The sequence below is a fragment of the Marivita sp. genome (genome assembly GCF_022763305.1).
Lineage (GTDB): Bacteria > Pseudomonadota > Alphaproteobacteria > Rhodobacterales > Rhodobacteraceae > Marivita.
Window position 1 is genome coordinate 1 of the sequence record NZ_JALEGT010000117.1, and the last position, 25,415, is coordinate 25,415.

Annotated in this window: 23 protein-coding genes; 13 read left to right on the forward strand and 10 right to left on the reverse strand. The window is 61.6% G+C overall.

Annotated elements, in window-relative coordinates:
* Nucleotides 1-145 precede the first annotated feature (145 nt).
* Nucleotides 146-1,687 (forward strand): DUF4214 domain-containing protein, encoded by a 1,542-nt coding sequence (locus MRY75_RS19720; RefSeq protein ID WP_292309684.1) that lies wholly within the window; start codon nt 146-148, stop codon nt 1,685-1,687.
* Nucleotides 1,688-1,699: 12 nt separating this feature from the next.
* Here MRY75_RS19720 and MRY75_RS19725 read toward each other — a convergent pair whose 3' ends face one another.
* The 4 genes from MRY75_RS19725 to MRY75_RS19740 are packed head-to-tail and all read right to left on the reverse strand — an operon-like array spanning nt 1,700 to nt 8,389.
* Nucleotides 1,700-3,742, reverse strand: coding sequence for a hypothetical protein (locus tag MRY75_RS19725; RefSeq protein WP_292309685.1), 2,043 nt, complete (start codon nt 3,740-3,742; stop codon nt 1,700-1,702).
* A complete protein-coding gene (locus MRY75_RS19730; RefSeq protein WP_292309686.1) occupies nt 3,742-6,513 on the reverse strand; it encodes a DUF4159 domain-containing protein in 2,772 nt (923 codons plus the stop codon). The genes MRY75_RS19725 and MRY75_RS19730 overlap by 1 nt, the downstream gene beginning before the upstream one ends.
* Nucleotides 6,510-7,385, reverse strand: a complete 876-nt coding sequence (locus tag MRY75_RS19735) for a DUF58 domain-containing protein (protein WP_292309687.1) — start codon at nt 7,383-7,385, stop codon at nt 6,510-6,512. Before MRY75_RS19735 ends, MRY75_RS19730 begins: the two co-directional genes overlap by 4 nt.
* Nucleotides 7,382-8,389 carry a MoxR family ATPase gene (locus MRY75_RS19740; RefSeq protein WP_292309688.1) on the reverse strand — a complete coding sequence of 336 codons (1,008 nt, stop codon included), beginning with the start codon at nt 8,387-8,389 and terminating at the stop codon, nt 7,382-7,384. Before MRY75_RS19740 ends, MRY75_RS19735 begins: the two co-directional genes overlap by 4 nt.
* A gap of 70 nt (nt 8,390-8,459) precedes the next feature.
* On the opposite strand from MRY75_RS19740, the gene MRY75_RS19745 reads away from it, so the two are divergent.
* Nucleotides 8,460-9,050: a DUF1285 domain-containing protein gene (locus tag MRY75_RS19745; RefSeq protein ID WP_292309689.1), complete on the forward strand. Its 591-nt coding sequence runs from the start codon at nt 8,460-8,462 to the stop codon at nt 9,048-9,050.
* A 5-nt stretch (nt 9,051-9,055) separates the two neighbouring features.
* On the opposite strand, the gene MRY75_RS19750 is transcribed toward MRY75_RS19745, so the two are convergent.
* Nucleotides 9,056-9,874 (reverse strand): sulfotransferase family protein, encoded by an 819-nt coding sequence (locus tag MRY75_RS19750; RefSeq protein WP_292309690.1) that lies wholly within the window; start codon nt 9,872-9,874, stop codon nt 9,056-9,058.
* Between the two features lie 141 nt (nt 9,875-10,015).
* On the opposite strand from MRY75_RS19750, the gene MRY75_RS19755 reads away from it, so the two are divergent.
* Both MRY75_RS19755 and MRY75_RS19760 read left to right on the forward strand, forming a co-directional pair.
* Complete coding sequence (locus MRY75_RS19755; RefSeq protein ID WP_292309691.1) at nt 10,016-11,593, forward strand: DUF5928 domain-containing protein; 1,578 nt, start codon at nt 10,016-10,018, stop codon at nt 11,591-11,593.
* 11 nt (nt 11,594-11,604) lie between these two features.
* Complete coding sequence (locus MRY75_RS19760) at nt 11,605-11,976, forward strand: histidine triad nucleotide-binding protein (RefSeq protein WP_292309692.1); 372 nt, start codon at nt 11,605-11,607, stop codon at nt 11,974-11,976.
* A gap of 53 nt (nt 11,977-12,029) precedes the next feature.
* Here MRY75_RS19760 and MRY75_RS19765 read toward each other — a convergent pair whose 3' ends face one another.
* Complete coding sequence (locus MRY75_RS19765) at nt 12,030-12,947, reverse strand: ABC transporter ATP-binding protein (RefSeq protein WP_292309693.1); 918 nt, start codon at nt 12,945-12,947, stop codon at nt 12,030-12,032.
* Between the two features lie 76 nt (nt 12,948-13,023).
* On the opposite strand from MRY75_RS19765, the gene MRY75_RS19770 reads away from it, so the two are divergent.
* Together MRY75_RS19770 and MRY75_RS19775 are read left to right on the forward strand one after the other, a co-directional pair.
* A complete protein-coding gene (locus tag MRY75_RS19770; RefSeq protein WP_292309694.1) occupies nt 13,024-13,209 on the forward strand; it encodes a zinc-finger domain-containing protein in 186 nt (61 codons plus the stop codon).
* Entirely contained in the window at nt 13,206-13,832 is a 627-nt protein-coding gene (locus MRY75_RS19775) for a Pr6Pr family membrane protein (RefSeq protein WP_292309695.1), read from the forward strand. Before MRY75_RS19770 ends, MRY75_RS19775 begins: the two co-directional genes overlap by 4 nt.
* Here the strand turns inward: MRY75_RS19775 and MRY75_RS19780 are convergent.
* The gene (locus MRY75_RS19780; RefSeq protein WP_292309696.1) at nt 13,829-14,341 is read right to left on the reverse strand and encodes a hypothetical protein; all 513 of its coding nucleotides are present in this window, start codon (nt 14,339-14,341) and stop codon (nt 13,829-13,831) included. The genes MRY75_RS19775 and MRY75_RS19780 overlap by 4 nt on opposite strands.
* Before the next feature lie 153 nt (nt 14,342-14,494).
* Between MRY75_RS19780 and polA the strand changes: the two genes are divergently transcribed.
* The 3 genes from polA to MRY75_RS19795 are packed head-to-tail and all read left to right on the forward strand — an operon-like array spanning nt 14,495 to nt 19,105.
* Nucleotides 14,495-17,296: a DNA polymerase I gene (gene polA, locus MRY75_RS19785; RefSeq protein WP_292309697.1), complete on the forward strand. Its 2,802-nt coding sequence runs from the start codon at nt 14,495-14,497 to the stop codon at nt 17,294-17,296.
* A gap of 58 nt (nt 17,297-17,354) precedes the next feature.
* On the forward strand, nt 17,355-17,912 hold the full coding sequence (locus MRY75_RS19790; RefSeq protein WP_292309698.1) for a YdeI family protein: 558 nt from the start codon (nt 17,355-17,357) through the stop codon (nt 17,910-17,912).
* A gap of 17 nt (nt 17,913-17,929) precedes the next feature.
* Complete coding sequence (locus MRY75_RS19795; protein WP_292309699.1) at nt 17,930-19,105, forward strand: crosslink repair DNA glycosylase YcaQ family protein; 1,176 nt, start codon at nt 17,930-17,932, stop codon at nt 19,103-19,105.
* Between the two features lie 15 nt (nt 19,106-19,120).
* Here MRY75_RS19795 and MRY75_RS19800 read toward each other — a convergent pair whose 3' ends face one another.
* Entirely contained in the window at nt 19,121-20,113 is a 993-nt protein-coding gene (locus MRY75_RS19800) for an adenosine kinase (protein WP_292309700.1), read from the reverse strand.
* Entirely contained in the window at nt 20,110-20,754 is a 645-nt protein-coding gene (gene nth, locus MRY75_RS19805; protein ID WP_292309701.1) for an endonuclease III, read from the reverse strand. Before nth ends, MRY75_RS19800 begins: the two co-directional genes overlap by 4 nt.
* Before the next feature lie 121 nt (nt 20,755-20,875).
* Between nth and MRY75_RS19810 the strand changes: the two genes are divergently transcribed.
* The 3 genes from MRY75_RS19810 to MRY75_RS19820 all read left to right on the forward strand — a co-directional run bounded on the left by MRY75_RS19810 (nt 20,876) and on the right by MRY75_RS19820 (nt 23,190).
* Nucleotides 20,876-21,721, forward strand: coding sequence for a bifunctional helix-turn-helix domain-containing protein/methylated-DNA--[protein]-cysteine S-methyltransferase (locus tag MRY75_RS19810; protein WP_292309702.1), 846 nt, complete (start codon nt 20,876-20,878; stop codon nt 21,719-21,721).
* 114 nt (nt 21,722-21,835) lie between these two features.
* Nucleotides 21,836-22,504 (forward strand): OmpA family protein, encoded by a 669-nt coding sequence (locus tag MRY75_RS19815; protein WP_292309703.1) that lies wholly within the window; start codon nt 21,836-21,838, stop codon nt 22,502-22,504.
* 131 nt (nt 22,505-22,635) lie between these two features.
* Complete coding sequence (locus tag MRY75_RS19820) at nt 22,636-23,190, forward strand: NAD(P)H-dependent oxidoreductase (protein ID WP_292309704.1); 555 nt, start codon at nt 22,636-22,638, stop codon at nt 23,188-23,190.
* Here the strand turns inward: MRY75_RS19820 and MRY75_RS19825 are convergent, their stop codons facing one another.
* Nucleotides 23,191-23,880 carry a sugar transferase gene (locus MRY75_RS19825; protein WP_292309705.1) on the reverse strand — a complete coding sequence of 230 codons (690 nt, stop codon included), beginning with the start codon at nt 23,878-23,880 and terminating at the stop codon, nt 23,191-23,193. It lies immediately after the preceding gene.
* 905 nt (nt 23,881-24,785) lie between these two features.
* On the opposite strand from MRY75_RS19825, the gene MRY75_RS19830 reads away from it, so the two are divergent.
* On the forward strand, nt 24,786-25,400 hold the full coding sequence (locus tag MRY75_RS19830; protein ID WP_292309706.1) for a ribonuclease D: 615 nt from the start codon (nt 24,786-24,788) through the stop codon (nt 25,398-25,400).
* Nucleotides 25,401-25,415: the final 15 nt, after the last annotated feature.

Genomic DNA, 25,415 nt, shown 5'->3' on the forward strand with positions numbered 1-25,415 from the left:
GGGAAAAACCACTTTTTTGGTTTGTCATTGATCGTGCTCTGACTATCTTCGGTCCCGTATTCGGTTTACTTCTCGGGACCTTCGGACAATGTCATACAGTCTTTCGCTGACTCAAAATCAGTCAACGGCAACGCTTGTCGTCACCTTGACGGAAAGCGTCTTTTCCAACTTCCTTTTCTCTTTCGACGTTGCGTTGGAGCTTGATGGGGCCAGAAGCAATGGCATCGACCTTCTTGTCAGTGCCGAAGTGGACAATCAGGGCGGTACGGTGAACGGACGGTTCACCGGGTCCACATCGGGGACGTTCATTGGCCCGATCGAGGCAGGCACCGCGCTTCTGGCCTATGAATTTACCGTGCAGGAGTCTGGATCCATTACGGTCACGTCGTTTGCGGCCACCCGAAACGAAATACTGCAAACTGTTCCGGCGCTGCCGCAGATTGATCTGGTGGAGCCCGGACCCCTTGGCGCGGCGATCCTCGATGGGGCGTTCGAGGTCGGCGGCACCTTGACCGTCGCTACCTCGGCTCTGCCGGACTTCAGTTTGTTTTCGGGCGATTCAGCCGAATACACGTGGTTCAGGAACGGAACGATTGTCCAAAGCGGCGAAGGGCCGGGGTTTGCCAGCTATGCGGTGACCGAGGCTGATCTCGGGGCGGAAATCAGTGTTCGTGTGTCCTATCGGGATTTCCGCAACGACGAGCGCATCGTTTTCAGCAATGACAATGAAACCGTGGGCACCACCGGATCGGGGGGCAGCGGTGATCCCAACGGTCCGAACGAGATCACGGGGAATGACGACCCGACGCTTTTCGAAACGGGCGGCGGGGACGACACGATCATCGGTCTGGGTGGCGATGACACGATCAACGGTCAGGACGGGATTGATACAGCGGTCTATAACGGCTCGCAAAGCAGCTATACGCTGACCCTGTCGCCGGACGGGATCACGCTGCAGGATCGGCGCAGCGATGGCGACGGGACCGACAGGCTTATCAGTGTAGAGCGCCTGAAGTTCGACGGGGATGCGGCCATCCCGCCGGTCGAGCTGGACAAACTGGACGGGGCGGTGACGCTGTCGGCGGCCGAGATGAACACGATCATCGAGCTCTACATCGCCTATTTCAACCGCGCGCCGGATGCCATCGGTCTGAATTTCTGGGCCAATGCCTATGCGGAGGGAACTTCGATCGAACGGATGGCTGAACTGTTCGCGCCACAGCCCGAAACCGTGGCCGCCTATCCGCCGGGGACCAGCAATCTGGATTTCGCGACCATTGTTTACAACAATGTTCTGGGCCGGACGCCGGATCAGGATGGTCTGACCTTCTGGGTCGATGCGCTGGACAGCGGTATGGTGACCCGTGACCGGTTCATTCTGGAAGTGCTGAAAGGTGCCAACGGACCGGCGCAGCCTGAACGGGGGCCGGACTTCGTTGCGCAGCAACAGGCGGATCGGCTGTATCTTGAAACCAAGACCGACATCGGCGCGTATTTCGCGGTGCATCTGGGCATGTCGGATGTCGACAACGCGCGGACCGTGATGGACTCCTTTGATGGCGCCCTGTTCACCGAAGCTGACGCAAGGGCGCAGGCCGATTTCTATTACCAATTTGCCACGGGCGGGATCACGGGCGAATTCCTGATGCCGCTTGTGGGTGTTCTGACCGACGACTTTGTAGGCTGATCCCCGACGGGATCAGCTTCGCCGTCCTTCGCGGAGCCATGCTCCAAGGATGAGGCCCGAGGCCAGCAGCAGGACAAGCCAGCCGGGCAGCATCGGGGTCTGGGTCACGTCCAGTGTTTCGAACGCCTCGCGCGGGGTGATGCCCAGCCAGCCGCGGCCGGCTGCGGGGCGGCCTTCGCCGACGGCGCGGATTGTTGGCAGGCCTTCTTCGAGGCGCCGCACACCGCCATTGGTGCCGTCCACCACAGCCTCGAGGACCTCGCCGCTGGCGATGGTCTGTTCGAATTCGCGCGGTGCGGCGGGGCCAAGGCCGACGACGGCCTCCTGATCGCCCTCGGCGAGGCGGTAGAGACCAATCTCCGGCCCTGTGTAGAGCGCCTCGAAGCGGCCTGGTGTGACCTCTTCGAGCGTGATCTCTTCTTCGGTGCCATCTGGGCGGGTGATCGTGACGGTCCCGATGGTTTCATCGAGGGTGCGGCGGATGATGCGCATGGTCTGGCCGGTGGGTTCAGCCCAGAGCGCCTCTTCCTCAAGGTCGGGTTCCTTCATCATCCAGTGTGCCAGGCGGCGCAGAAGGTCGAGCTGCGGACCGCCACCTTCAAAGCCGCGCGACCACAGCCAGGCGTGATCCGATGCGATCAGGGCAACGCGGCCTTCACCGACGCGGTCGAGGATGAGAAGGGGTTTATCATCGATCCCGCTCATGACGACATCGCCGCCGATGGGATCGACTTCGATCTGGCGCATCCAGCGGCCCCATGTGTCAGCCCCGGCCATACCTGACGTGACGGGGTGACGGTCGCCGAGATCGGTGATGCCAGGGCGGTAGCCGCGTTCAATGACGCGCGCGGTGGGTTCGGCGGGAATGATGCTGGCCAGAGGCGAGCGGTAGATGCTGTCTGCGCTGGCGAAATCGGGGCCAGCGGCGATCAGGACCGCGCCACCTTCCTGCACATAGTTCGCGACGTTATCGAGATAGATCGCGGGCAGGATGCCGCGGCGCTTGTAGCGGTCAAAGATGATGAGGTCGAAATCCTCGATCTTTTCGAGGAACAGCTCGCGGGTCGGGAATGCGATCAGCGACAGTTCGGTGACCGGGACGCCGTCCTGTTTCTCGGGGGGTCGCAGGATGGTGAAATGGACAAGGTCAACCGAGCTGTCGGATTTCAGCAGATTGCGCCATGTGCGGCCCCCGGCATGAGGTTCGCCGCTGACCAGCAGCACGCGGAGACGGTCGCGGACTCCGTTGATCTGCACCAGCGCAGTGTTGTTGCGATCGGTCAGTTCGTCTTCGGCTGTCGGAACGGTGAACTGGATCACGTTCAGCCCGCCATGAGGCAGCGTGATGGGCAGTTCGATGTCCCGACCGATGGGCATGTCAAAGCGCTGCGGTTCGGCCCCGTCGACAGAGATGTCGATCACGGTTGAAGTGGCCTGTGGTGCCGCGCCATCGTCTTCGACCCGCAGGGTCAGCGTGACGGGTTCGCCAAGGATGGCGAAGGCGGGGGCGTTCTTGACGATGAGCCTGCGGTCCCAGTCGGTTTCCTTGCCGGTGAGCAAGAGGTGCAGCGGCGCGGGCAGGTCGGGGGTGCGTTCCAGATCGTGAACGCGGCCATCGCTGAGCAGGAAGATGCCCGCGATGCGCCCGCGCGGTTCTTCGGCCAGCGCGTCCGATACGGCGGACATGAGCAGCGTGCCGGTGTCCCCTTCGCCGTCGCCCACTTCGATCCGGCGGATCTCTGTGTTGTCGCGGGCGTTCAGCTGCGCAGCAAGCGAAACGGCTGCATTGGTTGTGTCGTTGAAGCGTTCCCCCAGCGATTGGCTGGCGCTCTTGTCCACGACGATCAGGACGATGTTGGAGAGCGGTGCCCGGTCTTCCACCTGATAGGAGGGCTGCGCGAGGGCGGCGAGGACGACAAGGGCGGCTAGCGCCCTGAGCGCCCAGCCCTGCAGCCCGCGCCAGAGCGCGAGCGCCACGCCAAGTGCTGCGGCCACGGCCAGAACGGCGATGAACCCCCACGGGAGAAGTGGATCGAAGACGATGCTGCCGGTCATCAATTGCCCAATCTGTCAAGAAGTGCAGGCACGTGAACCTGATCGGATTTGTAGTTGCCGGTCAGCACGTGCATGACCAGATTGACCCCGAAACGATAGGCGATCTCGCGCTGGCGTTCGCCGGAATAGCCGCGTCCGATGGGGAACAGTGCGTTGCCGCGTTCGTCCATCGCCCAGGCGGAGGCCCAATCGTTGCCGCCGATGATGACCGGGGTCACGTTGTCGTTGAGATTGCGGAAGGGCATGCCTTCAACCAGTTCTGCATCGGGAGGTGCTGCTTCGACCCAGACATCGCGGCTGTTGTGGCGACCGGGAAAGTCCTGAAGCAGGTAGAAGGTGCGGGTGAGCACGTGGTCCTCGGGCACCGGTTCCAGCGGCGGAATGTCGAGCGGCGCCGCGAGTTGCTGCAACTTGCGGCCATTCGGGCTGCCTGTGCCGAACCGGGCGATGTCGGCATCGCGGGTGTCGAACATGATCATGCCGCCGGACCGGAGATAGGTGTTCAGCTTGGCGTACGCCTCGGCGGACGGGGTCGGTTGATCTGGCGTGATCGGCCAGTAGAGGAACGGGAAAAACGCCAGTTCGTCGGTCTCGAGGTTGACGGCGACAGGCGCGGACGGTTCCACGGAAGTGCGGAAGAACAGCGTTTCCGACAGTCCGACAAGTCCCGCATGAGCGGTTCGGTCGAGCGTGTCATCGCCCGTGATGACATGGGCAAAGGTCACTTCCGATGTGGCGGCGATGGCGAACTGATCCTCGGTGGATTGCGCCTGTGCCGGGGCCGTGGGCATCAGCAGTAGGGCCAGAACAACACCCGCCGCTGTTGTGGCTCTTGGGCCCGACAGACGCCCCGAGAGGAACAGCGATGCAATGATGTCTGCCATCAAAAGCGCGATGGCGAGGGCCAGAAGCCAGCCGGCGAGCGGCGTTTCCTCGGATTGGGTCAAGCCTTCAACCGTGACATCCGATGGCCAGCTTGCGGGTACGAGCGCTGCCTCTGCGCTGAGCACGTTGCGCGCAAGGGCGCGATCCTGACTCTGATACAGACCGGGCCGCAGGTCGGGGCCAAGTGCAGCCTCGACAAGGTCTTCGCCGGTCACACCGGGCAGCGTGCTGCCGTCTGACAGCGATCCGAAGGCATCCAGCACCATGTTCGGCTGCCAGATCGTGCCTGCCAGATCCTCGGCGCTGGGCTGCGTGCCGCCGCCAGCGGCGATGGCCAGCCGTTCGAGCATCTGCACGAAGAGACCAGACAAGGGCAGAGACGACCATTCGGCATTCGCGGTGACGTGAAACAGGATGATCTGGCCCTGTCCCACCGCCTTGCGGGTGACAAGCGGGGTGCCATCGCTCAGCTGTGCGATCACGCGCTCGGCAAGGGCGGGGTCAGGTTGTGCCATGACCTGCGCGGTGACGGTCACATCCTCGGGGATCGACAGACCGAAGAACGGGCTGTCTTCGCCAAACTCGGCCAGTGATTTCGGTTCACCCCAGCTCATCGCGCCGCCGACGCTGCGGCCGCCGGCGCGCAGACGTACGGGCATCAGGGGGTCTTCGGATTCGCGGCTGACGTCGCTGGCCGCAAGGCGCGGACCGGCAAAACGCAGGAGTATGCCCCCCCGGTCGAGCCAATCGAGCAGCGCCTCTTCCTCGGCATTGGCGAGGGTGGCCACATCAGCCAGCGCGATGACATCCGGATTGGCCGGAATCATGTCCATCAGGGCGCCGGTCAGCAGGTCGGCGCTGGGTTCAAGGGCCTTTTGAAGATAGTGGAGCGGCGACAGAAGCTGAAGGCCTTCGCGGTCCTCGCGACCAGCGATCAGGGCCACTTCACGGCGGCGCAGGCTATCGTCGGGCAGCGTCGTCGCACCTGCACTGCGATTGCCTTCGATCTCGAACCGCGTGATCCGCGCGCGCAATTCTGACGGGAGGGCCAGCGCGGTTTCGGCGATTGTGGCGTCGGCCTCGAACGTGGCTGTGGCGCGGGCAAGAACTGCAGGGTTGCCCGCCGGGTCGCGCCCTTGGGCGAGGATCGTCACGTCGCGGTCGCTGCCGGATTGCGCCCGCAGGGCGGTCAGCACGATGTTGCCGTCCTCAAACCGGGCGGGTGCAAGGCCAAGAATGGTCTGCCCCGCCTGAAACACGGTGACTGTCCCGCGGGTCTCAAGCTGTTCCAGCAGGTCCATGCGGGTGGCGTGCTCCAGCCCGTCAGACATCCAGTAGGTGTCGAAATCGCCATCCGGCAGAAGATCAACCGCGCGGGAGATCTGCGCCTCACCGGGCTCCCATGGCTCAGGGGTCAGGCCAACGATCCGTGCGCGAAGGTCGTCGGCGGTCTGGAAGCTGGTCGGTTCGGGCGCACTGAGTTTGATCAGCGCGACGCGCCGGTCATCGCGGGCCGCCTGAGCCAGAAGCCCGTCCAGTGCCTGCGTGCGTGCGCGCCAGCTGGCCGCACTTGCCCACGATCCGTCCATGACGACAAGAAGCGGGCCGTCACTGGCTGCAATGTCGTCGGTCTGAGGGTTGAGGATCGGCCCTGCCAGCCCGATGATGAGCGCGGCCACCGCCAGCATGCGGAGCAGCAGAAGCCACCACGGGGTGCGGTCGCTGACCTGATCGTCGTCCTTGAGGCCGAGCAGAAGAACAACGCCGGGGAACATGCGGCGGATCGGGGCAGGCGGCACGGCGCGCAGGATCAGCCAGAGGATCGGCAGCGCCAGAAGCGTCAGCAGAAGCCAGGGTGTCGCGAAGCCGATGCCAAATAGCGTCATCCGTGGGCCCCATCCATAGCCCGGTAAATCCAGAGAAGCGCGGATTGTGCGCTGTCGCTTGTGTGGTGGCAGAGGTATTGCCAGCCGGTGAGCCGTGACAGGCGGTCGAGCCGATCTTTCCGTTCGGCCAGCCGGTCAAGGTAACGGCTGCGCAGATCGCCTGCCTTGAGTGTTTCGTGCACGACGCCGCCGCCCACGCTTTGGAAAATCGTGCGCCCGTCGAAGGGGAAGTTTTCTTCGCTGGGGTCGAGGATCTGCACCAATGCGCCCCGCACGCCGCGGTCGGCGGCCTTGGTCAGCGCGGCTTCGACCGGGGCGGGATCGCCGAGGAAGTCCGAAAAGAAGATCGCGCGGGACTGCGGAATCATGCCGCGCGCTTCGGGTTCGGCGTAATCATCGCCGTGATCGACGGACAGCATGTGCGCAAGCCGCGTGATCTGGGCCTGCCCGCGTCGAGGCGGCAGGTCGAAGCCGGTGAGGCCGACGCGTTCGCCACCCCGGATCAACAGGATCGAGCTGGCCAGAGCCAGCGTGCGGGCGCGGTCAGCCTTGGTGGGTAGGTTGGCGTCGGAGGCAAACCGCATGGAGGCCGCCTGATCCACCCAGAGGATCACGCTCTGCGCGATCTGCCATTCGCGTTCGCGCACGAATTGCGTGTCGCTGCGGGCCGAACGGCGCCAGTCGATATCGCGCAGGGCATCGCCATGCTGCATCGGCCGGTATTGCCAGAAATCGTCCCCAAGCCCCGAGCGCCGCCGTCCGTGTTCACCCAGCAGAACCGTGCCTGCAAGGTGTTCGGCGCGCGCCAGCAGCGCGGGAAGTTTTGCCGCTTCCTCTTCGGAGCGTTGGCGAAGGGCAGTGACGGCTGTCACGCAGCCGCCTCGGTCGCCACCATGCGGTGGGCCACTTCGTCGATCAGATTGCCAAGGTCTTCACCCCGGGCACGGGCCGAGAAGGTCAGCGCCATCCGGTGGGTCAGAACGGGTCGGGCCATGTTAATCACGTCTTGAGGCGATGGAGCGAGACGCCCCTCCAGAAGCGCGCGGGCGCGCACGGTCAGCATCAGAGCCTGCGCGGCACGCGGGCCGGGGCCCCATGCAACGGTGTCTTTCACGCGGTCACCGGCCAGCGGGTCGTGCGGGCGGAACGCCCGGACCAGATCGAGGATCATCTCGACCACGGCATCGCCGACGGGCATGCGGCGGAGCAGTTTCTGTGCGGCAATCAGTTCTGCGGCAGTAAAGACCTCGTAAGCGTCGGCCTCTTCCGCACCGGTGGTGGCGAGCAGGATTTCCTTTTCGGTCTTGCGGTCGGGATACTGTACGTCGATCTGGACAAGGAAGCGGTCAAGCTGCGCTTCCGGCAGCGGGTAGGTGCCTTCCTGTTCGATCGGGTTCTGGGTCGCCAGCACATGGAACGGTGCGTCGAGCTTGCGCGTTTCCCCCGCAACCGTGACCACCTTTTCCTGCATCGCCTGCAGAAGGGCCGATTGGGTGCGCGGGGAGGCGCGGTTGATTTCGTCGGCCATCAGCAGCTGGCAGAAGATCGGGCCCTGAATGAACTTGAACGCCCGGCTGCCGTCGGCGCCGGTTTCCAGAACTTCAGAGCCAAGGATGTCGGCGGGCATCAGATCGGGCGTAAACTGCACGCGGTTGCCGTTGAGGCCCATCACGGTCGACACGGTTTCCACGAGGCGGGTTTTGCCGAGGCCCGGAAGGCCGATCAGCAGCCCGTGACCGCCGCAGAGAAGCGAGGTCAGTGTCAGGTCGACAACCCGTTCCTGGCCGATGAAGCGGCGGGTGATCGCGGTCTTGGCCTGGGCCAGCTTGTCTTCCAGCGCTTCGATCTCTGCGACCAAATCTTCGCCTGCGGCCATGACGTGTCTCCCTTGCGCATTAGGTCCGTTTGAAGAAAGTGTAACTCGCAAAGGGAAAATGGCAAAAGCAATGAGCGCACAAGATCGTGTAATTCCGTCCGCCGAAGGCATCGCTGCCTCCGTTCGCGCCACCAAGAGCAAAGGTTTGCCGCCGGTGCATCTGTGGAACCCGCCCTTTTGCGGCGATCTGGACATGCGCATCGCCCGCGACGGGACGTGGTTCTATCTTGGGACGCCGATCGGACGCGCGCCGCTGGTCAAGCTGTTTTCATCGATTCTGCGCAAGGACGGGAACAGGTATTTCCTTGTGACCCCGGTCGAGAAGGTGGGAATCACCGTGGATGATGCGCCCTTCGTGGCCATCGACTTCGAGGCGTCGGGCGAGGGTGCGGAACAGCTTCTGACCTTTACCACCCATGTGGGCGATACGGCAGTTGCCGGGCCGGAAAACCCGATCCGGGTGGAGCGCGATGCAGAGACCGGAGAACCATCACCCTACGTTCTGGTGCGCGCCAATCTTGAGGCGTTGATCGACCGCAAGAGTTTTTACCGTTTGGTCGAATATGGGACGACCCATGCGGTGGATGGCGCCGACTGGTTCGGTGTCTGGTCGGGCGGTGCATTCTTTCCTATCATTCCGTCGGATGAGTTGCCGGATTAAACCAGTCAATCGCCCAGCTTGGCGTGCACTTCGTCGAGGTCGATCTCTCCGATGGGCATCTTGTTTCCCGGGTTTTCGAAATCGTATTTGAAAAGCTCGAAATCCTTTTTGTAGATCTCGTAGACGAGGTGCATCGACAGGTTGTCGAAATAATCCTCGACCGGATGCGCCCGCTTGGGGCCATGCCCTTCGCTTTCGTTGAAACGTGGGATTTCTTTCAGGTCGATCTTCTGTTTGGTGTCGACATGGTTCAGGACGTCGGCCATCCCGTCATTGAACGTTTCTGTCCAGAAGATCTTGTCGTAGCGTCCTCCATTCACGATGAAAGTGCTGATATGACCTGACATCGCCGACCAGTGGATGTCCGGGTCCATCGGGCGACGCCAGCGGATCGTGTCACGGGCAAAGAGAAGAAAGCGGCGGAAACTCTTGATCTGGTCGAAGTCCTGCTTGCCGTCTTCGCCGCCAACCTCGATCCCGTATTTCTGGATCAGCAGCGGCACGAGATTGCCGCGATAGCGTTTCCCGTTGCGCTGAATGCCGCAGATCTTGTCGAAGAACGAGCTCAGGATGCGGGTGTAGGGATTGCGCACGCAGGTGAAGGCATAGGTGTCCTGAGCCTGAATGCGCTTCGTGATCGGGTCCTTTGAATGGTCGAGCGCCCATTTGTGCAGGCCAGACTGCGCATCGTGGATGTCGCCGTCAAAGAATTCGCCGTGATCCGAGAAATACATGATCTGACCGATGGTCGAGCACGCGCATTTCGGCACTACGCGATAGACCATGCTTTCGCTTTCAGTCATCCATGTTCCGGGAAATCCCATTTGTCTGCCGCCTCCAGCCTCGTTCCGGGCTCTTGTCGTCCGGTAACGTAAACAAAAAATCAAAGAAAGTCGGTTTATTCAATCACTGAACGCGCTTATCACTACAAGAACGAGGTGAAATTAGGGCAGATGAAGAGCTGAATGGCGAATATTGCCTTCATACTCCTGTGTCACAAGGATCCGGACGCGATCATCCGACAGGCGCTCAGCCTGACAGCGGTCGGAGACTTCATCTCGATCCATTTCGATGCCCGCGCCGACGCGGCGGCCTTCGCATCGATCCAGAAGGCGCTGTCCGACAACCCGAACGTCACTTTCGCCAAGAAGCGAATCAAGTGCGGCTGGGGAGAATGGTCGCTGGTGCAAGCGACGCTCTACGCGGTCGAGGCAGCGGTTGAGGCGTTTCCGAGGGCCACGCACTTCTACATGTTGTCGGGCGATTGTCAGGCGATCAAGACAGCCGAGTATGCGCATGCCTATCTCGACCGGATGGATGCGGATTTCATTGAAAGCTTTGATTTCTTCGCGTCCGACTGGATCAAGACCGGGATGAAGGAAGAGCGGCTGATCTATCGCCACTACTTCAACGAGCGCACCCAGAAAACGATCTTCTATCACAGCTTCAATCTGCAACGGAAACTGGGGCTCAAGCGCAAGATCCCCGAAGATCTGGAAATCCAGATCGGCAGCCAGTGGTGGTGCCTGCGACGGCGCACGATCGAAGCGATCCTCGATTTCGTGCGGCAGCGTCGGGATGTGATGCGGTTCTTCAGCACCACATGGATTCCTGACGAGACGTTTTTCCAGACGCTGGTGCGGCACCTTGTGCCCGAAAACGAGATCGAATGCCGGACGCTGACCTTCCTGATGTTCTCGGATTACGGGATGCCGGTCACGTTCTACAACGATCACTTCGATCTTCTGCTCAGCCAGGATTTCCTGTTTGCCCGCAAGATCAGCCCGGAGGCGCTGCAATTGAAAGAGCGGCTGGGGTCGCTCTATTCCGCCAAGGGTGTCAATTTCCAGATCTCGAACGAGGGCAGGTCGCTCTACAAGTTCCTGACCGGCAAAGGGCGCATCGGGCGCCGGTTCGCGCCGCGCTTCTGGGAAACCGAAAGTACATTGGGGCGCGAGCGCGAGTTGCTGATCGTGATCTGCAAGAAATGGCACGTGGCCAAGCGCCTCGTGGCGCGCATCCGACAGCTGACCAACGTGCCCTGCATCGAATATCTGTTCAATGAAGAGCAGACCGACCTGCCGGATATGGGCGGTATCCAGTCCACGCTGGGCAAGCGGCACCGCCATCGCCGGTCGCTGATGCGGATGTTGTTCGACTATTTCGATTCCGACCGCATGGTGGTGTGCATGGATCCGGGCAATCTCGACCTTCTCGAGGATTTCTGCCGCGACCGGGCGACGACGCGCCTGCTCGAAATCAACTGTACCTTCTCGGATGAGTACCTGATCGGCCACGCGATGCGCGTCGGGCTGGCCGGAGAGCGGACGCCGCAGGAAACGCTGGAACGGCTTTTGCCGACGATCCGCAACGACATCGTGCATGAAAGTGACCGGATTCGGGATGCGGAGTTCGAAAACCACCTGCGCATCCGTGAAGAAGACAGTATCGACGTGAACGCCGCTGCCTTGGCCAGCTTCCTGTCCATCACCAAGGAACAGGCGCTGGACATTGCCCGCACGGACCACCTGTTTGCAGACTGAGGACACGCCGCATGGCCTACACCTATGACGACCAGAACATCTTCGCCAAGATCCTGCGCGGCGAGATCCCCAATGCCACCGTTCTCGAAACCGAACACACGCTGGCGTTCCGGGACATCCAGCCGCAAGCCCCGGTGCATGTGCTGGTGATCCCGAAGGGGCCTTACGTGTGCTACGATCACTTCGCGCTTGAGGCGAGCGATGCCGAAATCGTCGATTTCAACCGCGCCGTGGGCGATGTGGTGAAGGCCGAAGGGTTGCAGGAAGGTGGATACCGGATCATCTCGAACGCCGGCGAAGCCGGAGTGCAGGAGGTGCCGCATCTGCATGTCCACGTGCTGGGCGGCCGGGGTCTGGGACGGATGCTGCAACGGGCGGGGTAAAAGCGCCTTCGAAGGCGCTTGGTCAAGCCGCTTCGAAGCGGCTTGCGCCCCCCTCAGGCCGAGCGCGTGAGCGACAGGAACACGTCCTCCAGATCGGCCTGTTCGGTGCGCACGTCACGGATGCGGACGCCGTTGTCGCGCAGCATCGACAGAACGTCTTCGGCCGAGGTCTGGCGCGCGCGATAGCTGACTGCCAGCGTGCCGTCCTCGCGGGTGGTGACGCCGATGCCGTCGACCTTGGGCAAGGTGCCGACGTTGCCCTCGGGCTGGATCACCATGGTCTTGGCATCGAGCGCCCCCAGCAGATTGCGCGTGCTGTCGCGGGCCACCACCGCGCCGTGGTTGATGATCGCGATCTCGTCACACATCTCTTCGGCCTCTTCGAGGTAATGCGTGGTCAGGATGATCGTCATGCCCTCGTCGCGGTTCAGCTTGCGCACATTGGCCCAGAGCATCTGCCGGAGTTCGATGTCAACCCCGGCGGTGGGTTCGTCCAGCACCAGCACATGCGGCCGGTGCACCAGCGCCTTGCCCAGAAGAAGCCGCCGCCGCATGCCGCCTGACAGCGTGCGGGCATAGGCTTCGGCCTTGTCGGTGAGGCCGATCATGTCGAGGATCTCGTCGGATCGCCGTTGCGCCTTCGGCACGCCGTAGAGACCCGCCTGCACCTCAAGCGCCCCGCGCGGGGTGAAGAAGGGATCGAGGTTAAGCTCCTGAGGCATGACCCCGATCGAGGCGCGCGACTGGCGCGGATTCACGTCCTGATCCCAGCCCCAGATCGTCACCCTGCCGGCGGATTTCGTCACGAGACCGGCCAGAATGTTGATCAGCGTGGATTTTCCGGCCCCGTTCGGCCCCAAAAGTCCGAAGACCGATCCGCGCGGAACCGTCAGGTCGATGCCTTTGAGGGCTTCCTTGCCTCCGGAATAGGTCTTTTTCAGCCCTTCGATCTCAATGGCATCCTGTGTCATCGCTGTCTCTTGCTCCCGTGGCTTCGTCGTCTTAAACCGCACCTAGTGGAAATTCCGGACGAAGGAAACGCAGCAGATGGCAACGCAAGCGCCCGAAACCAAGATCGTGGACAGCTACCGCATCGCCTGTGACGGCGGCGAAGGGGCCCTTGGCCACCCGCGCGTCTGGCTGCAGATTCCGCATGACACCGGCTGGGTCGAATGCGGCTATTGTGACGCGAAGTTCATTCACCGGGATTTCGCCGACCAGCAGGACACGTGACGGCCAAACGTTTGTGTGCAGCGCTTCTGGCGCTGGCGGTCTGCGTGACCATCGTCACGCGCATCTGGCTGCGGATCGACCGATACGACATCGGGCTGCTTGACACGCTGGCGTTCAATTACCGCTATTTCACCCTCTGGACCAACACGCTGGTCGGCTTGACCTGTGCGTGGGTGGCGCTGGGCGGGCGCGAACCGGCGAAGGTGCAGGGCGGGCTGCTCTTGTCGATTGCGATGGTGGCCATTGTCTATCACGTGCTGTTGGCGCATCTGCGGGATTACCAGGGCATCGACAGGGTGATCGACGTGATGCTGCACACGGCGCTTCCATTGGCGTTTGCGGGGTATTGGCTGGCCTTTGTGAAGAAGGCCCATCTGCGATACGCGGACATTCTGCCCTGGCTGATCCTGCCGCTATTGTACTGCATCGTGGCAATGCTGCGTGCGACGTTCCTTGACGGGCGCTATCCCTATCATTTCCTCAACCTTGCCGATCTTGGCCCGCTGCGCACAGGGATCAACATCTTCGGGCTGCTGGTGGTGTTCTCGGGTTTCGGGGCGCTGATCGTCTGGGCCGGGCAACGGCTGGGCCGCCGCCCGGTCTTTGCGGGAAGCGCCTCCTAGCTGATCGGGATGGGCGCAGGACCGCAGGGCAAGACCGGCGTGTCATCATCCGGCCCGGTCAGGAATTGCAGCACCTTCTCGCCGGACCACGCTGTGATCTCGCGCCCCTGATTGTCGAGCCCGCTGCCGATCACCGTGCCGGTTTCGTTGTTGAGCGTGTGATAGAGCACATTGGCCTCGACCCCGTTCTCGCAGATCATGTTGGCCCGCCCCGGCGTCTGCGGCCCTCCGGCGACCCATTCGCCATTACAGGGCGTGCCGTCGTCCAGAAATCCGATCAGGATGCCGGTGTCCCAGCCATGGGCCTGACCGTCGAAATAGACACCGTCCGAGCCGATGCAGGCAAGGGCGCGGACGCAGTTGGTTTTTTCGTAGGGTGTGTTTTCACATTCAGGCAGGCTGGCCCTTGGATCGGCTTGGGGGCTCAGCCCGTCAAGGTTCAGGGTCTCATTGGCGTGGACGGACGCTGATGAGATGACAAGCAACAGGGCACTGGTCAGACAACGCACGAACTCTCCTCCGTGTTGGATTGGATTACATGTGGCAGATTTAGGATCGCACATGTGCCCTGCCAATGACTGAGTCAGCGCTGACGTTCCTGCTGGCACCTCTGCGCCCGGCGTGGCAAACCTTGGCACATCACGGATACGAGGACGCGCGACATGGCATTCGGCAAAGGACATCACCTTCACCTGATCGACGGGTCGGCCTTTATCTTTCGCGCCTACCACGCGTTGCCGCCGCTCACGCGCAAATCCGATGGCCTGCCCATCGGGGCGGTCAGCGGGTTCTGCAACATGCTGCAGCGTTATGTGGAAGGGAATGCCGGGTCGGACGTGACCCATGTCGCTGTGATCTTCGACAAGGGCAGCCACACGTTCCGCAACGACATGTACGACCAGTACAAGGCCAACCGCGAGGCGATGCCCGAAGACCTGCGCCCGCAGATCCCGCTGACCCGCCGCGCGACCGAAGCGTTCAATATCGCCTGCAAGGAGCTTGAGGGGTACGAAGCCGACGACATCATCGCGACCCTTGCCTGTAAGGCGCGCGAGGCTGGGGGCAGGGTGACGATCATCAGTTCGGACAAGGACCTGATGCAATTGGTCGGCGACGGTGTCGAGATGTTCGACGCCATGAAGAACCGCACCATCGACCGCGAAGGGGTGTTCGAGAAATTCGGCGTCTATCCGGACCGCGTTGTCGATGTGCAGGCGTTGGCGGGCGACAGCGTCGACAACGTGCCGGGCGCGCCGGGGATCGGGATCAAGACGGCGGCGTTGCTGATCAATGAATTCGGGTCACTGGAGGAGCTGCTGGATCGCGCCGAAGAGATCAAGCAACCCAAGCGCCGCGAAACGCTGATCGAAAAACGCGACCAGATCGAATTATCGAAGAAGTTGGTTCTTCTCGATTGCAACACGCCGCTGGATTTCACGCTGGATGATCTTGAAGTGAAGGATCCCGATCCAGACAAGCTGATGCCGTTTCTTGCGGAAATGGAGTTCCGAACGCTGACGAAGCGTATCGCCGACGCGCTGGAGGTAGAGCCGCCGGTGATCACCGACACGACGCCGGAAGGTGCCAATCCGCCCGAGCGCGACGCGCCGGAATGGCCGGCGATGGACACCGAGGGCTATGACTGCGTGCGCGACATGACGGCGTTGCAGGGCTGGATCGCCGCCGCGCGGGAGCGCGGCTGGGTCGCGGTCGATACCGAGACCACGGGTCTCAACGAGATGATCGCCGAGCTGGTGGGTGTGTCGCTGTGTGTCGAACCGGGCAAGGCCTGCTACATCCCGTTGATCCACAAGGCGGAAGGCGGAGAAGGGCTCTTCGGCTCCGATGATCTTGCCGATGGCCAGATCGCGATGGACGAGGCACTGGCTGCGCTGAAGCCTCTGCTCGAGGATCCGGCGGTGATGAAGATCGGGCAGAACATGAAATACGATGCCAAGATCCTCTGTCGCTATGGCATCGATATCTCGCCCATCGACGACACGATGCTGATGTCCTACGCGATGAATGCCGGGTTGCACGGGCACGGCATGGACACGCTCAGCGAACGGTATCTTGGCCACAATCCGATTCCGATCAAGGACCTGCTGGGAAGCGGCAAGAGCATGATCACCTTCGACCGCGTGCCCATTGAGCAGGCGACGAAATACGCCGCCGAGGATGCCGAGATCACACTGCGCCTCTGGCACATGTTCAAGCCGCAGCTGCACCAGGTGCATGTCACGCGCGTCTACGAAGGGATGGAGCGGCCCCTTGTGCCGGTTCTGGCAGAGATGGAACGCGCGGGTATCAAGGTTGATCGCGACACGCTCAGCCGTATGTCGAACGCGTTCAGTCAGAAGATGGCGGGGCTGGAGGACGAGATTTACGAGCTTGTGGGCCGCAAATTCAATGTCGGATCGCCCAAGCAATTGGGCGAGATCCTGTTCGACGAGATGGGTCTGGACGGCGGCAAGCGCGGCAAGACAGGGGCCTATGCCACGGGTGCCGATGTGCTGGAGGATCTGGCCACCGAGCACGAATTGCCGCGCCGGGTGCTCGACTGGCGGCAATTGTCCAAGCTGAAATCGACCTATACCGACGCGCTGCAGGATCACATCAACCGCGACACGGGGCGGGTGCATACGTCCTACTCCATCGCGGGGGCCAACACCGGGCGTCTGGCCTCGACCGATCCGAACCTGCAGAACATCCCCGTCCGTACCGAGGAGGGCCGCCGCATTCGCGAGGCGTTTGTCGCGGAAGAGGGCAAGACGCTGGTCTCGCTCGACTACAGCCAAATCGAGTTGCGCATACTGGCCCATATCGCCGACATTCAGGCGCTGAAGGATGCCTTCAAGGAGGGGCAGGACATTCACGCAGCCACTGCGTCGGAAATGTTCAACGTTCCTCTGGACGAGATGACGCCGGATGTGCGCCGTCAGGCCAAGGCGATCAACTTTGGTGTGATCTACGGGATCAGCGGCTTCGGTCTTGCCCGCAACCTGCGCATCCCGAGGGCCGAGGCGCAGGGCTTCATCGACCGCTATTTCGAACGCTTCCCGGGCATCAAGGCGTATATGGACGACACCACCGCCTTTGCGCAGAAACACAATCGGGTTGAGACGCTGTTCGGTCGCGTGATCCATACGCCCGAGATCAATGCGAAAGGCCCGCGTGCAGGCTTTGCGAAGCGCGCCGCGATCAACGCGCCGATTCAGGGCACGGCTGCTGACATCATCCGCCGGGCGATGATCCGAATGCCGGACGCGATCAAGGGGCTGCCTGCGAAGATGCTGCTGCAGGTGCATGACGAATTGCTGTTCGAGGTGGATCAGGGCGCCGAGGACGACCTGATCAAGGTCGCGCGCGAGGTGATGGAAGGCGCCGCCGATCCGGTGGTTCACCTGACTGTGCCTCTGGTCGCGGATGCCGGGCAGGGCAGGAACTGGGCCGAGGCGCATTGATGCGCGGAAGAGATTTCGAAATCTCTTCCCAAGGCTCTTCGAAGAGCCTTTCCCGCCCATGACCGAGGTCGAAGTCAAATCCCGCGCCGAGCTGCGCGCGTGGCTGGCCGAGAACCACACCCGGACCGAGGGCGTCTGGCTGGTCGTCTACAAGAAACACACCGACCACTACCTGCCGTGGGGGGATGCGGTCTCGGAACTTCTGTGTTGGGGTTGGGTCGACAGTGTCACGCGTAAGGTGGACGCGGATCGCTCGTCTTACCGCATTGCGCCGCGCAACCCCAAATCCGCATGGTCGGCGGTCAACAAGGCCAAGGTCGAGGAAGCCCGCGCCGCCGGGCTGATGACACCCGCCGGTGAAGCGCTGATCGCGGCGGCGCAGGATAATGGCATGTGGGTTTTCCTTGACGATGTGGAGCGGCTGGAACGGCCCGACGATCTCACAGTCGCGCTGGGCGATCTTGGTTCGGTTTGGGACAACTACCCGAAATCGGTCAAACGCGGCACGCTGGAATGGATCAAGACGGCCAAGACCGAGGCAACCCGCAGGAAACGGATTGAGGATGTCGTCAGTTCGGCTCAGTCAGGTTTGCGTCCTAGCCCCTTCCGACGCTGATCACAGGTGGAGATGACGTGACCGTCCTCAGAATACCGAACCGGACCGCGCGACAGCTTTGGCTGCAGGTCAATGGCTTGGGCGATACGCCGACTGGTCCGCTCGACCTCAAGGCGCTGATTCACAATCTTGGATTTGTCCAGCTCGATACGATTCAGGTCGTGTCCCGGGCGCATCACCACATTCTGTGGAGCCGCAATCAGAACTATCGCGAACCGATGCTGAACCGGCATCTGGCACTGGATCGCGGCGTGTTCGAGCATTTCACCCATGACGCCTCTGTCCTGCCGATGGCGTTCCTGCCGATGTGGCAACGACAGTTTCGGCGGATGCGGGACAAGGTCAGCCGGTCCTCGTGGTTCGGCAAACATCTGGCCGACGATCATCTCGACCACATCCGACGCCGGATCAGGGACGAGGGGCCGCTGTCCACCCATGATTTCGACACGAAAATTCAGGGTGCACGCGAGATGTGGAAACGTCCGCCACATAAGATCGGGCTGGACTACCTTTGGTATGCGGGCGAATTGGCGACCTGCCATCGGGACGGTTTCACCAAGTACTACGATCTGGCCGAGCGGGTGTTTCCCAAAGAGTTGCGCAGCCAGGACGTGCCGGATCAGAAGCAGATCGACTGGCTGTGCCAAGCGGCTTTGGACCGGATCGGTGTCGGCAAGCAGGGCGAGATCCGCAAGTTCTGGGACGCGACAGAGGTGTCCGAAGTGGCTGAGTGGGCGGAGCGGTCTGCATCCTCACTGGTGCCCGCCCAGATCGAGTCTGCCGAAGGAGGCTGGACCACGGCGCTTGCCACCTCGGACATCGAGGAGCGGCTTGCCAGACTGACGCCACCCACCTCGCGGCTGCGCATCCTCAACCCGTTTGACCCCGCGATCCGGGATCGGGTGCGGCTCAAGCGGCTGTTCGGGTTTGACTACACGGTCGAGATGTTCGTGCCCGCCGCGAAACGCGTCTGGGGGTACTATGTGTATCCGCTTCTGGAAGGCGACCGCTTTGTCGGGCGGATCGAGGCCAAGGCGGATCGCAAGCAGGACAGGCTCACGGTCCAGAACCTGTGGTGGGAACCGGGTGTTCGGGTCACACCACAGCGGCAGGCCAAGCTGGAAAGCGAACTGGTCCGGCTGGCGCGATTGGCGGATGTGTCTGAGATCGTCTGGCAGGCGGCGACGCCGTAGCGTCGCCCCGTCGGTTCAGATCAGCCCGGCTGATTTGAACAGGTCCTGAAGGTTTGCTTCGGGACGCGGCCCGATATGCGAGATCACTTCGGCGGCAGCGACGCACCCCATGCGTCCGGCGGTCTCCATGTCGCGCCCTGTCGCGAGGCCATACAAGAACCCGGCAGCGAACTGATCGCCTGCACCGGTGGCATCGACCGGGACAACCTTGTCCACGGGAATGTCATAACGCGCGCCGTCGTGGATGATCGACACGCCATCGCCCGACCGGGTGCAGACCACCAGCGGACAGATCGCGGCAACGGCGGCCAGATCGGCCTCGAGATCGTTGTTCTGGTAGAGCGACATGATCTCGGCCTCGTTGCCGATCACGTAGTCCATCTCATTCTCTATCAGCTTCAGGAAGTCGTCGCGGTGGCGTTCAACGCAGAACGGATCGGAGATCGCGATCCCCGCTTTCCCGCCCGCAGCGCGGCAGGTGCGGGCGGTGCGGATGAACGCGTCCTTTCCTTTATCCTTGTCGAAGAGATAGCCTTCGAGGAACACGATCTCGGCCTCAGACGCGACATCTTCGGACACGTCCTCGGGCCCAAGCTCTGCTGAAATTCCCAGGTAGGTGTTCATCGACCGTTCGCCATCAGGCGAGACGAAGATCATAGACCGAGACGTGGGCAATTCGCCCCCCGGCACCGGCGGGTTCACGAAAGCTGTGCCGTCTTTTTCCATTGCCTCGGCGTAGAACCGACCCAGCGCATCGTCATGCACCCGCCCGATAAAGGCGGTGCGCAGGCCGAGATTGCCCAGCCCGGCCAGCGTGTTGGCGACAGATCCGCCCGGCGTCTGTGTCCGTTCTTTCATGGCGGCATAGAGCGTTTCGCCGCGTTCGCGCTCGACGAGTTGCATGATTCCTTTCTGGATGCCCATCAGGTCCAGAAACGTGTCTTCGGCGCGGGCGATCACATCGACGATGGCGTTGCCGATGCCGACGATCTGATAGGTCTTGGTCATTCTGTCTTGTCCTCGAATGGGCAGAGATCGCGGATCACGCAGACGCCGCATTTGGGTTTCCGGGCCACACAGGTGTAGCGCCCGTGCAGGATCAGCCAATGGTGGGCGTGCTGCTGGAAGTCGACCGAGATATGGTCTTCGATGGCACGCTCCACCGCGACCACATCTTTGCCGGGGCAGATTCCGGTACGGTTTCCGACGCGGAAGATATGCGTGTCGACCGCTTGTGCCGGATATTGCCACCACATGTTCAGCACCACATTCGCGGTCTTGCGCCCGACACCCGGCAGGCTTTCCAGTGCGGCGCGGGAATTGGGCACTTCACCGCCATACTGGTCGACAAGGATCTGGCTGAGTTTGATAACGTTCTTGGCCTTGTTGCGATACAGACCGATGGTCTTGATGTGCTCGATGACGCCGTCTTCGCCAAGTGCGAGCATCTTTTCCGGCGTGTCGGCGATCTTGAACAACTCGCGCGTCGCTTTGTTCACCCCCACATCGGTCGCCTGCGCCGACAGAGCGACGGCGACGACCAGAGTGTATGCGTTGACGTGCTCAAGCTCTCCCTTGGGTTCGGGGTCCACCGCCTGAAAGCGGGTGAAGATCTCGCGGATCGTGTGGTAATCAAGCTGCTTGGCCATACCCGACCCATATGCCGTGCAGGGATCGCAGGGGCAAGCGTTCAGCTTGCGCAGGTTTCGGGTCGCCGTGTCCGTGCCCTATCGGCTACATGTCGGGGCAGGGATCGAAAGGATGGGGCGGATGAAACACCTCGCAGAAGACACCGGCGGCTATCATTTCCACCTCATGCGCCGCGCACTTGATGTGATCGACGCGCAGGGGCCTGCGGTCTCGCTCGAGGCGTTGGCGTCGGAGATGAACATGAGCCCGGCGCATTTCCAGCGGGTGTTCTCACGCTGGGTCGGTGTCAGCCCGAAACGGTATCAGCAATATCTGACGCTCGGCCATGCGAAGTCGCTGCTCGCTGAACGGTTCACCACGCTTGAGACCGCGCATGAGGCCGGGCTGTCCGGCGGCGGGCGTCTGCATGATCTTTTCCTGCGCTGGGAGGCGATGAGCCCCGGTGACTTCGCCCGCAAGGGCGAAGGGCTGACCATAAATTGGGGCTGGTTTGACAGCCCCTTTGGCCCGGCTTTGGTGATGGGGACTGACAAGGGGCTGTGCGGCATCGGGTTTGGTGCCGAATGCACCGAGGCCGAGGCGATGCAGGATCTGACCGGCCGCTGGCCTCTGGCGCGCTATGTCGAAGCGCCGGACAGGCTCGATCCTTGGGTGCGTGCCGCGTTCGGGCAGGCCGAGGGCGATGTTCCGCTTTTCATGATCGGTGCGCCCTTTCAGATCAAAGTTTGGGAGGCGCTGATGCAGATCCCATCGGGCCATGTGACCACCTATTCCGAGATCGCGGAATTCATCGGCCATCCCAAAGCGGTCCGCGCCGTGGGCACTGCCGTCGGGCGCAACCCGATCAGCTATCTGATCCCATGTCACCGGGCCTTGCGCAAATCCGGCGGACTGGGCGGTTATCACTGGGGTCTACCGGTCAAGCGCAGCATCCTTGCCTGGGAATCCGCCCGCGTTGAGGCCTGAGCCTTGCGCGGAAACGTGCCGATTTTTCTGCGACATCCGGGAACTTTCCCGCTATGTTATCGCATAGCAGCAAAGAGACCCTTACACTCGGGCGCAGTTAGACGAGGCAAACTTATGACATTTTCCAAACTTCCCATGACAGCCGTGCTGTGCAGCGCATTGGCACTTTCTGCGTGCACGACGGGCACCTTCAACGATCCGAACGACCCCAACCGCCAAGCCAAGCAAGGCGCACTGATCGGCGCTGGCACCGGTGCCGTGATTGGCGCCTTGATGGGTAACGATCCCGAAGAGCGTCGCCGCAATGCCGTTCTGGGTGCGGCCATCGGTGGTGGTGGCGGTGCGATCATCGGCAACCGGCTCGACCGACAGGAAGCTGACCTGCGCGCGCAGATCGGCAACAACAACGTCGACATCCGCAACACCGGCGACCGCCTGATCGTGACTCTGCCGCAAGACATCCTGTTCCCCACCGATAGCGCCACCCTGCGCCCCGATCTGCAGCGCGATCTGCGGACCGTGGGCCAGAACCTGCTGGCCTATCCGGATACAACAGTTCAGGTCATTGGCCACACCGACAATACCGGCGACGCGGGCTACAACCTCAACCTGTCGCGCCAGCGGGCGCAATCGGTTGCGAACATCCTGATGAGCGAAGGCGTGCCGTCGTTCCGCATCCAGAGCATTGGGCGCGGTGAGGATCAGCCGATCGCAAGCAACCTGACGCCGGAAGGCCGGGCGCAGAACCGGCGTGTGGAAATTGTGATCCTGCCCAACGCCTGATCGCGGTATCTGCGCAAAAAGGCGGCCCGCATCCTTGTGATGCGGGCCTTTTTTCTGTCCTGAAGGGGCTTCCGGCTTGCCTCGGGGATGCGCTGCGCCAAGTGTCTGCCCGACAGATCAGGAGAGCGGACATGGAACAACTGAAACTCGTGGGTCTTTGCGGGTCGTTGCGCACAGCATCGACCAATCGACTGCTCATGCACGAAGCGGCGCGGCGCTTCGGCGAAGCCGAGTTCATCGAGGCCAATCTGCGCCTCCCGCTTTATGACGGCGATATTGAGGAGCAGTCCGGCATTCCTGCCGATGTGCAGACCCTGTCCGATCAGATCGCCGCTGCCGATGCGGTGATCGTTGTGTCGCCGGAATACAACAAGGGCATTTCCGGTGTTCTGAAGAATGCGCTGGATTGGGTCAGCCGGACGAAAGCGAAGCCTTGGGTCAACAAGCCGGTGGCCCTTATGTCCGCTGCGGCAGGGCGGGCCGGAGGCGAAAGAACCCAGAACATGGCGCGCCTTTGCCTTACGCCGTTCCGGCCCCTGTTGCTTACCGGGCCGGAAGTCATGGTCGCCGCGACCTCCAGCCAGTGGGACGATCAGGGTCGCTTGATCAACGAGCTGAATGCGAAGGCGTTGGATGAGTTGATGCAGGCGCTGCGCCATCATGCGATGGCGCAACGGTCGGCCTGATCAGCAGCCGGTGCCTTTGGTCACGACACCTACTGTCTTGAACATCACGCACAGGTCCTCGGCCAGAGTGACCTTGCGCAGGTATTCCGCATCGTACTGCGCGCGCTCGGCAAAGCTGCTCTCGTTGCGCACGGACACCTGCCAGAAGCCGGTGATGCCGGGGCGCAGCGCGTAGTAGGCGGAACCCGGGTACATCGACTGCTGGTCCACCATCATCGGGCGCGGACCAACCAGCGACATGTCGCCTTTCAGCACGTTCCAGAGTTGCGGCAGTTCGTCGAGCGATGTCTTGCGCAGGATTTGGCCGATCTTCGTGATCCGCGGGTCGTTGCGCAGCTTCTGGTTCCGGTCCCACTCGATCCGGGCGGCCGGATTGCTCCGCAGATAGGACTCCAGGGCAACATCGGCATTTGCCACCATGCTGCGCAGCTTCCACATCTTGAATGTCTTGCCGAACCGGCCGATGCGGGTCTGCTGATAGAAAGGCGAACCGCCATCCCGCGCCACCAGAAGCGCGCAGATCGCCAGAACGGTCAGAACGGCAGGTGCCGCCAGGATGACCAGAGCGATGTCCAGGAAACGCTTTACGTAGTCACGATAGACGTTTTTCGGTGCGGTGTTCGAGAAAGCTGCACTGACCAGAGTTTCGATTTCGGTGTGCGGACGCGGTTGGCGAATGTGAAGTGTCATTCAAGACCCTGTTGACCCTAGTGATCGGGCCGTTCGCCAGTTGCCATGGGCAAGAAAATTCCGTTCGCTCACAGCGTGCTACTGCGAACATTCCGTCGTGGATCATGGATCACGGATCAGATTTTCAGACTAAGTGGCAGACTTCAGCAGACGACCCTACACAACTCCCAAGTGGAAGCACCAACCCCCAAGTGCCTTACGAAAATGCGGCAGGATTGTGACCTGCCGAAGCATGTTCTCTTTATGGCGGTGTGCCCCATTTTGGTCAACTTTCAGAAAACGGGGAAACTTTTTCGTGTATTCCCATAGTTCTTTCGCCATATGCGTGTGTGCAGGATCGTTGCCGCTTTCGAAAAAATCAAGGCTGACATCACATTTCATCATGTCCGGCTAAAATGGGTGCGTCGCTTGCCGTGCCCGATCCGTGTCGATGGGGGCTCTGAGGGTCCTATTCGGTTTCGAGAGAGATTGTTCCCGAACTGCGATCAAAGATGCTGCACTTGCGAGACTGATCGTCGATTTGGTCCTATTGCGTCACCAGTTGCGGCGTCGGACCAGAATTGTTGCGCAACTGGCGACAGTTGGCCTGAGGTGTCAATCGGTGTCTCTTTGCAGGTTTGTTGCAGAAGTTGAAACAGTTTCTGGGCCAATTGTTTCAAAACATGCACATGATCAGCATGAAATCGGGTGCTCAACCGGTGTGCCTAGCGGTCATCACGTATTGAAATAAATTGAAATATATTTGGTATAATTGCGACTATCTTTAGACAGCTTGTGACACGAATGCGCCCGAATCGAGCCCTAAAAATCAGAATCAGACGAAACTGCGGCAAACTTGGGCTGGTTGCGCCACAATCGGGGAAGGGCTATCTGCGCAGCAGGTTCCTTGCACAGGATGACGTCGCATGTCCCATTCCGTCTACAAACGCGATCTGCCCGATGGTCTCGACCTTGGGCCTGTGGTTGCCATTGATTGCGAAACCATGGGGCTGCATCCGCACCGTGACCGGCTCTGCGTGGTGCAGCTGTCCGGAGGCGATGGAACCGCGCATCTCGTTCAGATCGAGAAGGGTCAGACATCGGCGCCCAATCTTGAACGGCTTCTGGCGGACCCGGAGGTATTGAAGCTATTTCACTTTGGACGCTTCGACATCGCCGCACTGTTGAACACGTTCGGCGTGCTGACCGCTCCGGTCTATTGCACCAAGATTGCGAGCCGCCTTGTGCGCACCTATACGGATCGTCACGGCTTGAAGGTTCTCTTGCAGGAACTGCTCGGCGTGGACATTTCAAAGCAACAGCAATCCAGCGATTGGGGCGCGGACACCCTGAGCCAGGCACAGGTGGACTACGCCGCGTCGGATGTCCTCTACCTTCATAAACTGCGCGAGGCGCTACAGGCGATGCTAGAACGGGAAGGGCGTGCAGAGCTGGCACAGTCCTGCTTCGATTTCCTGCCGACCCGCGCTCGGCTCGATCTGGTGGGGTGGCCCGACACAGACATCTTTGCGCACGCCTGAGCGCGGTCGGCTGCG

Coding starts and splice junctions, on each gene's coding strand:
- MRY75_RS19725 (WP_292309685.1), bottom strand. CDS start 3,742: ATGACCGGCAGCATCGTCTTCGATCCACTTCTCCCGTGGGGGTTCATC.
- MRY75_RS19730 (WP_292309686.1), bottom strand. CDS start 6,513: ATGACGCTATTTGGCATCGGCTTCGCGACACCCTGGCTTCTGCTGACG.
- MRY75_RS19740 (WP_292309688.1), bottom strand. CDS start 8,389: ATGGCCGCAGGCGAAGATTTGGTCGCAGAGATCGAAGCGCTGGAAGAC.
- MRY75_RS19745 (WP_292309689.1), top strand. CDS start 8,460: ATGAGCGCACAAGATCGTGTAATTCCGTCCGCCGAAGGCATCGCTGCC.
- MRY75_RS19750 (WP_292309690.1), bottom strand. CDS start 9,874: ATGGGATTTCCCGGAACATGGATGACTGAAAGCGAAAGCATGGTCTAT.
- MRY75_RS19755 (WP_292309691.1), top strand. CDS start 10,016: ATGGCGAATATTGCCTTCATACTCCTGTGTCACAAGGATCCGGACGCG.
- MRY75_RS19760 (WP_292309692.1), top strand. CDS start 11,605: ATGGCCTACACCTATGACGACCAGAACATCTTCGCCAAGATCCTGCGC.
- MRY75_RS19765 (WP_292309693.1), bottom strand. CDS start 12,947: ATGACACAGGATGCCATTGAGATCGAAGGGCTGAAAAAGACCTATTCC.
- MRY75_RS19770 (WP_292309694.1), top strand. CDS start 13,024: ATGGCAACGCAAGCGCCCGAAACCAAGATCGTGGACAGCTACCGCATC.
- polA (WP_292309697.1), top strand. CDS start 14,495: ATGGCATTCGGCAAAGGACATCACCTTCACCTGATCGACGGGTCGGCC.
- MRY75_RS19790 (WP_292309698.1), top strand. CDS start 17,355: ATGACCGAGGTCGAAGTCAAATCCCGCGCCGAGCTGCGCGCGTGGCTG.
- MRY75_RS19800 (WP_292309700.1), bottom strand. CDS start 20,113: ATGACCAAGACCTATCAGATCGTCGGCATCGGCAACGCCATCGTCGAT.
- nth (WP_292309701.1), bottom strand. CDS start 20,754: ATGGCCAAGCAGCTTGATTACCACACGATCCGCGAGATCTTCACCCGC.
- MRY75_RS19810 (WP_292309702.1), top strand. CDS start 20,876: ATGAAACACCTCGCAGAAGACACCGGCGGCTATCATTTCCACCTCATG.
- MRY75_RS19815 (WP_292309703.1), top strand. CDS start 21,836: ATGACATTTTCCAAACTTCCCATGACAGCCGTGCTGTGCAGCGCATTG.
- MRY75_RS19820 (WP_292309704.1), top strand. CDS start 22,636: ATGGAACAACTGAAACTCGTGGGTCTTTGCGGGTCGTTGCGCACAGCA.
- MRY75_RS19825 (WP_292309705.1), bottom strand. CDS start 23,880: ATGACACTTCACATTCGCCAACCGCGTCCGCACACCGAAATCGAAACT.
- MRY75_RS19830 (WP_292309706.1), top strand. CDS start 24,786: ATGTCCCATTCCGTCTACAAACGCGATCTGCCCGATGGTCTCGACCTT.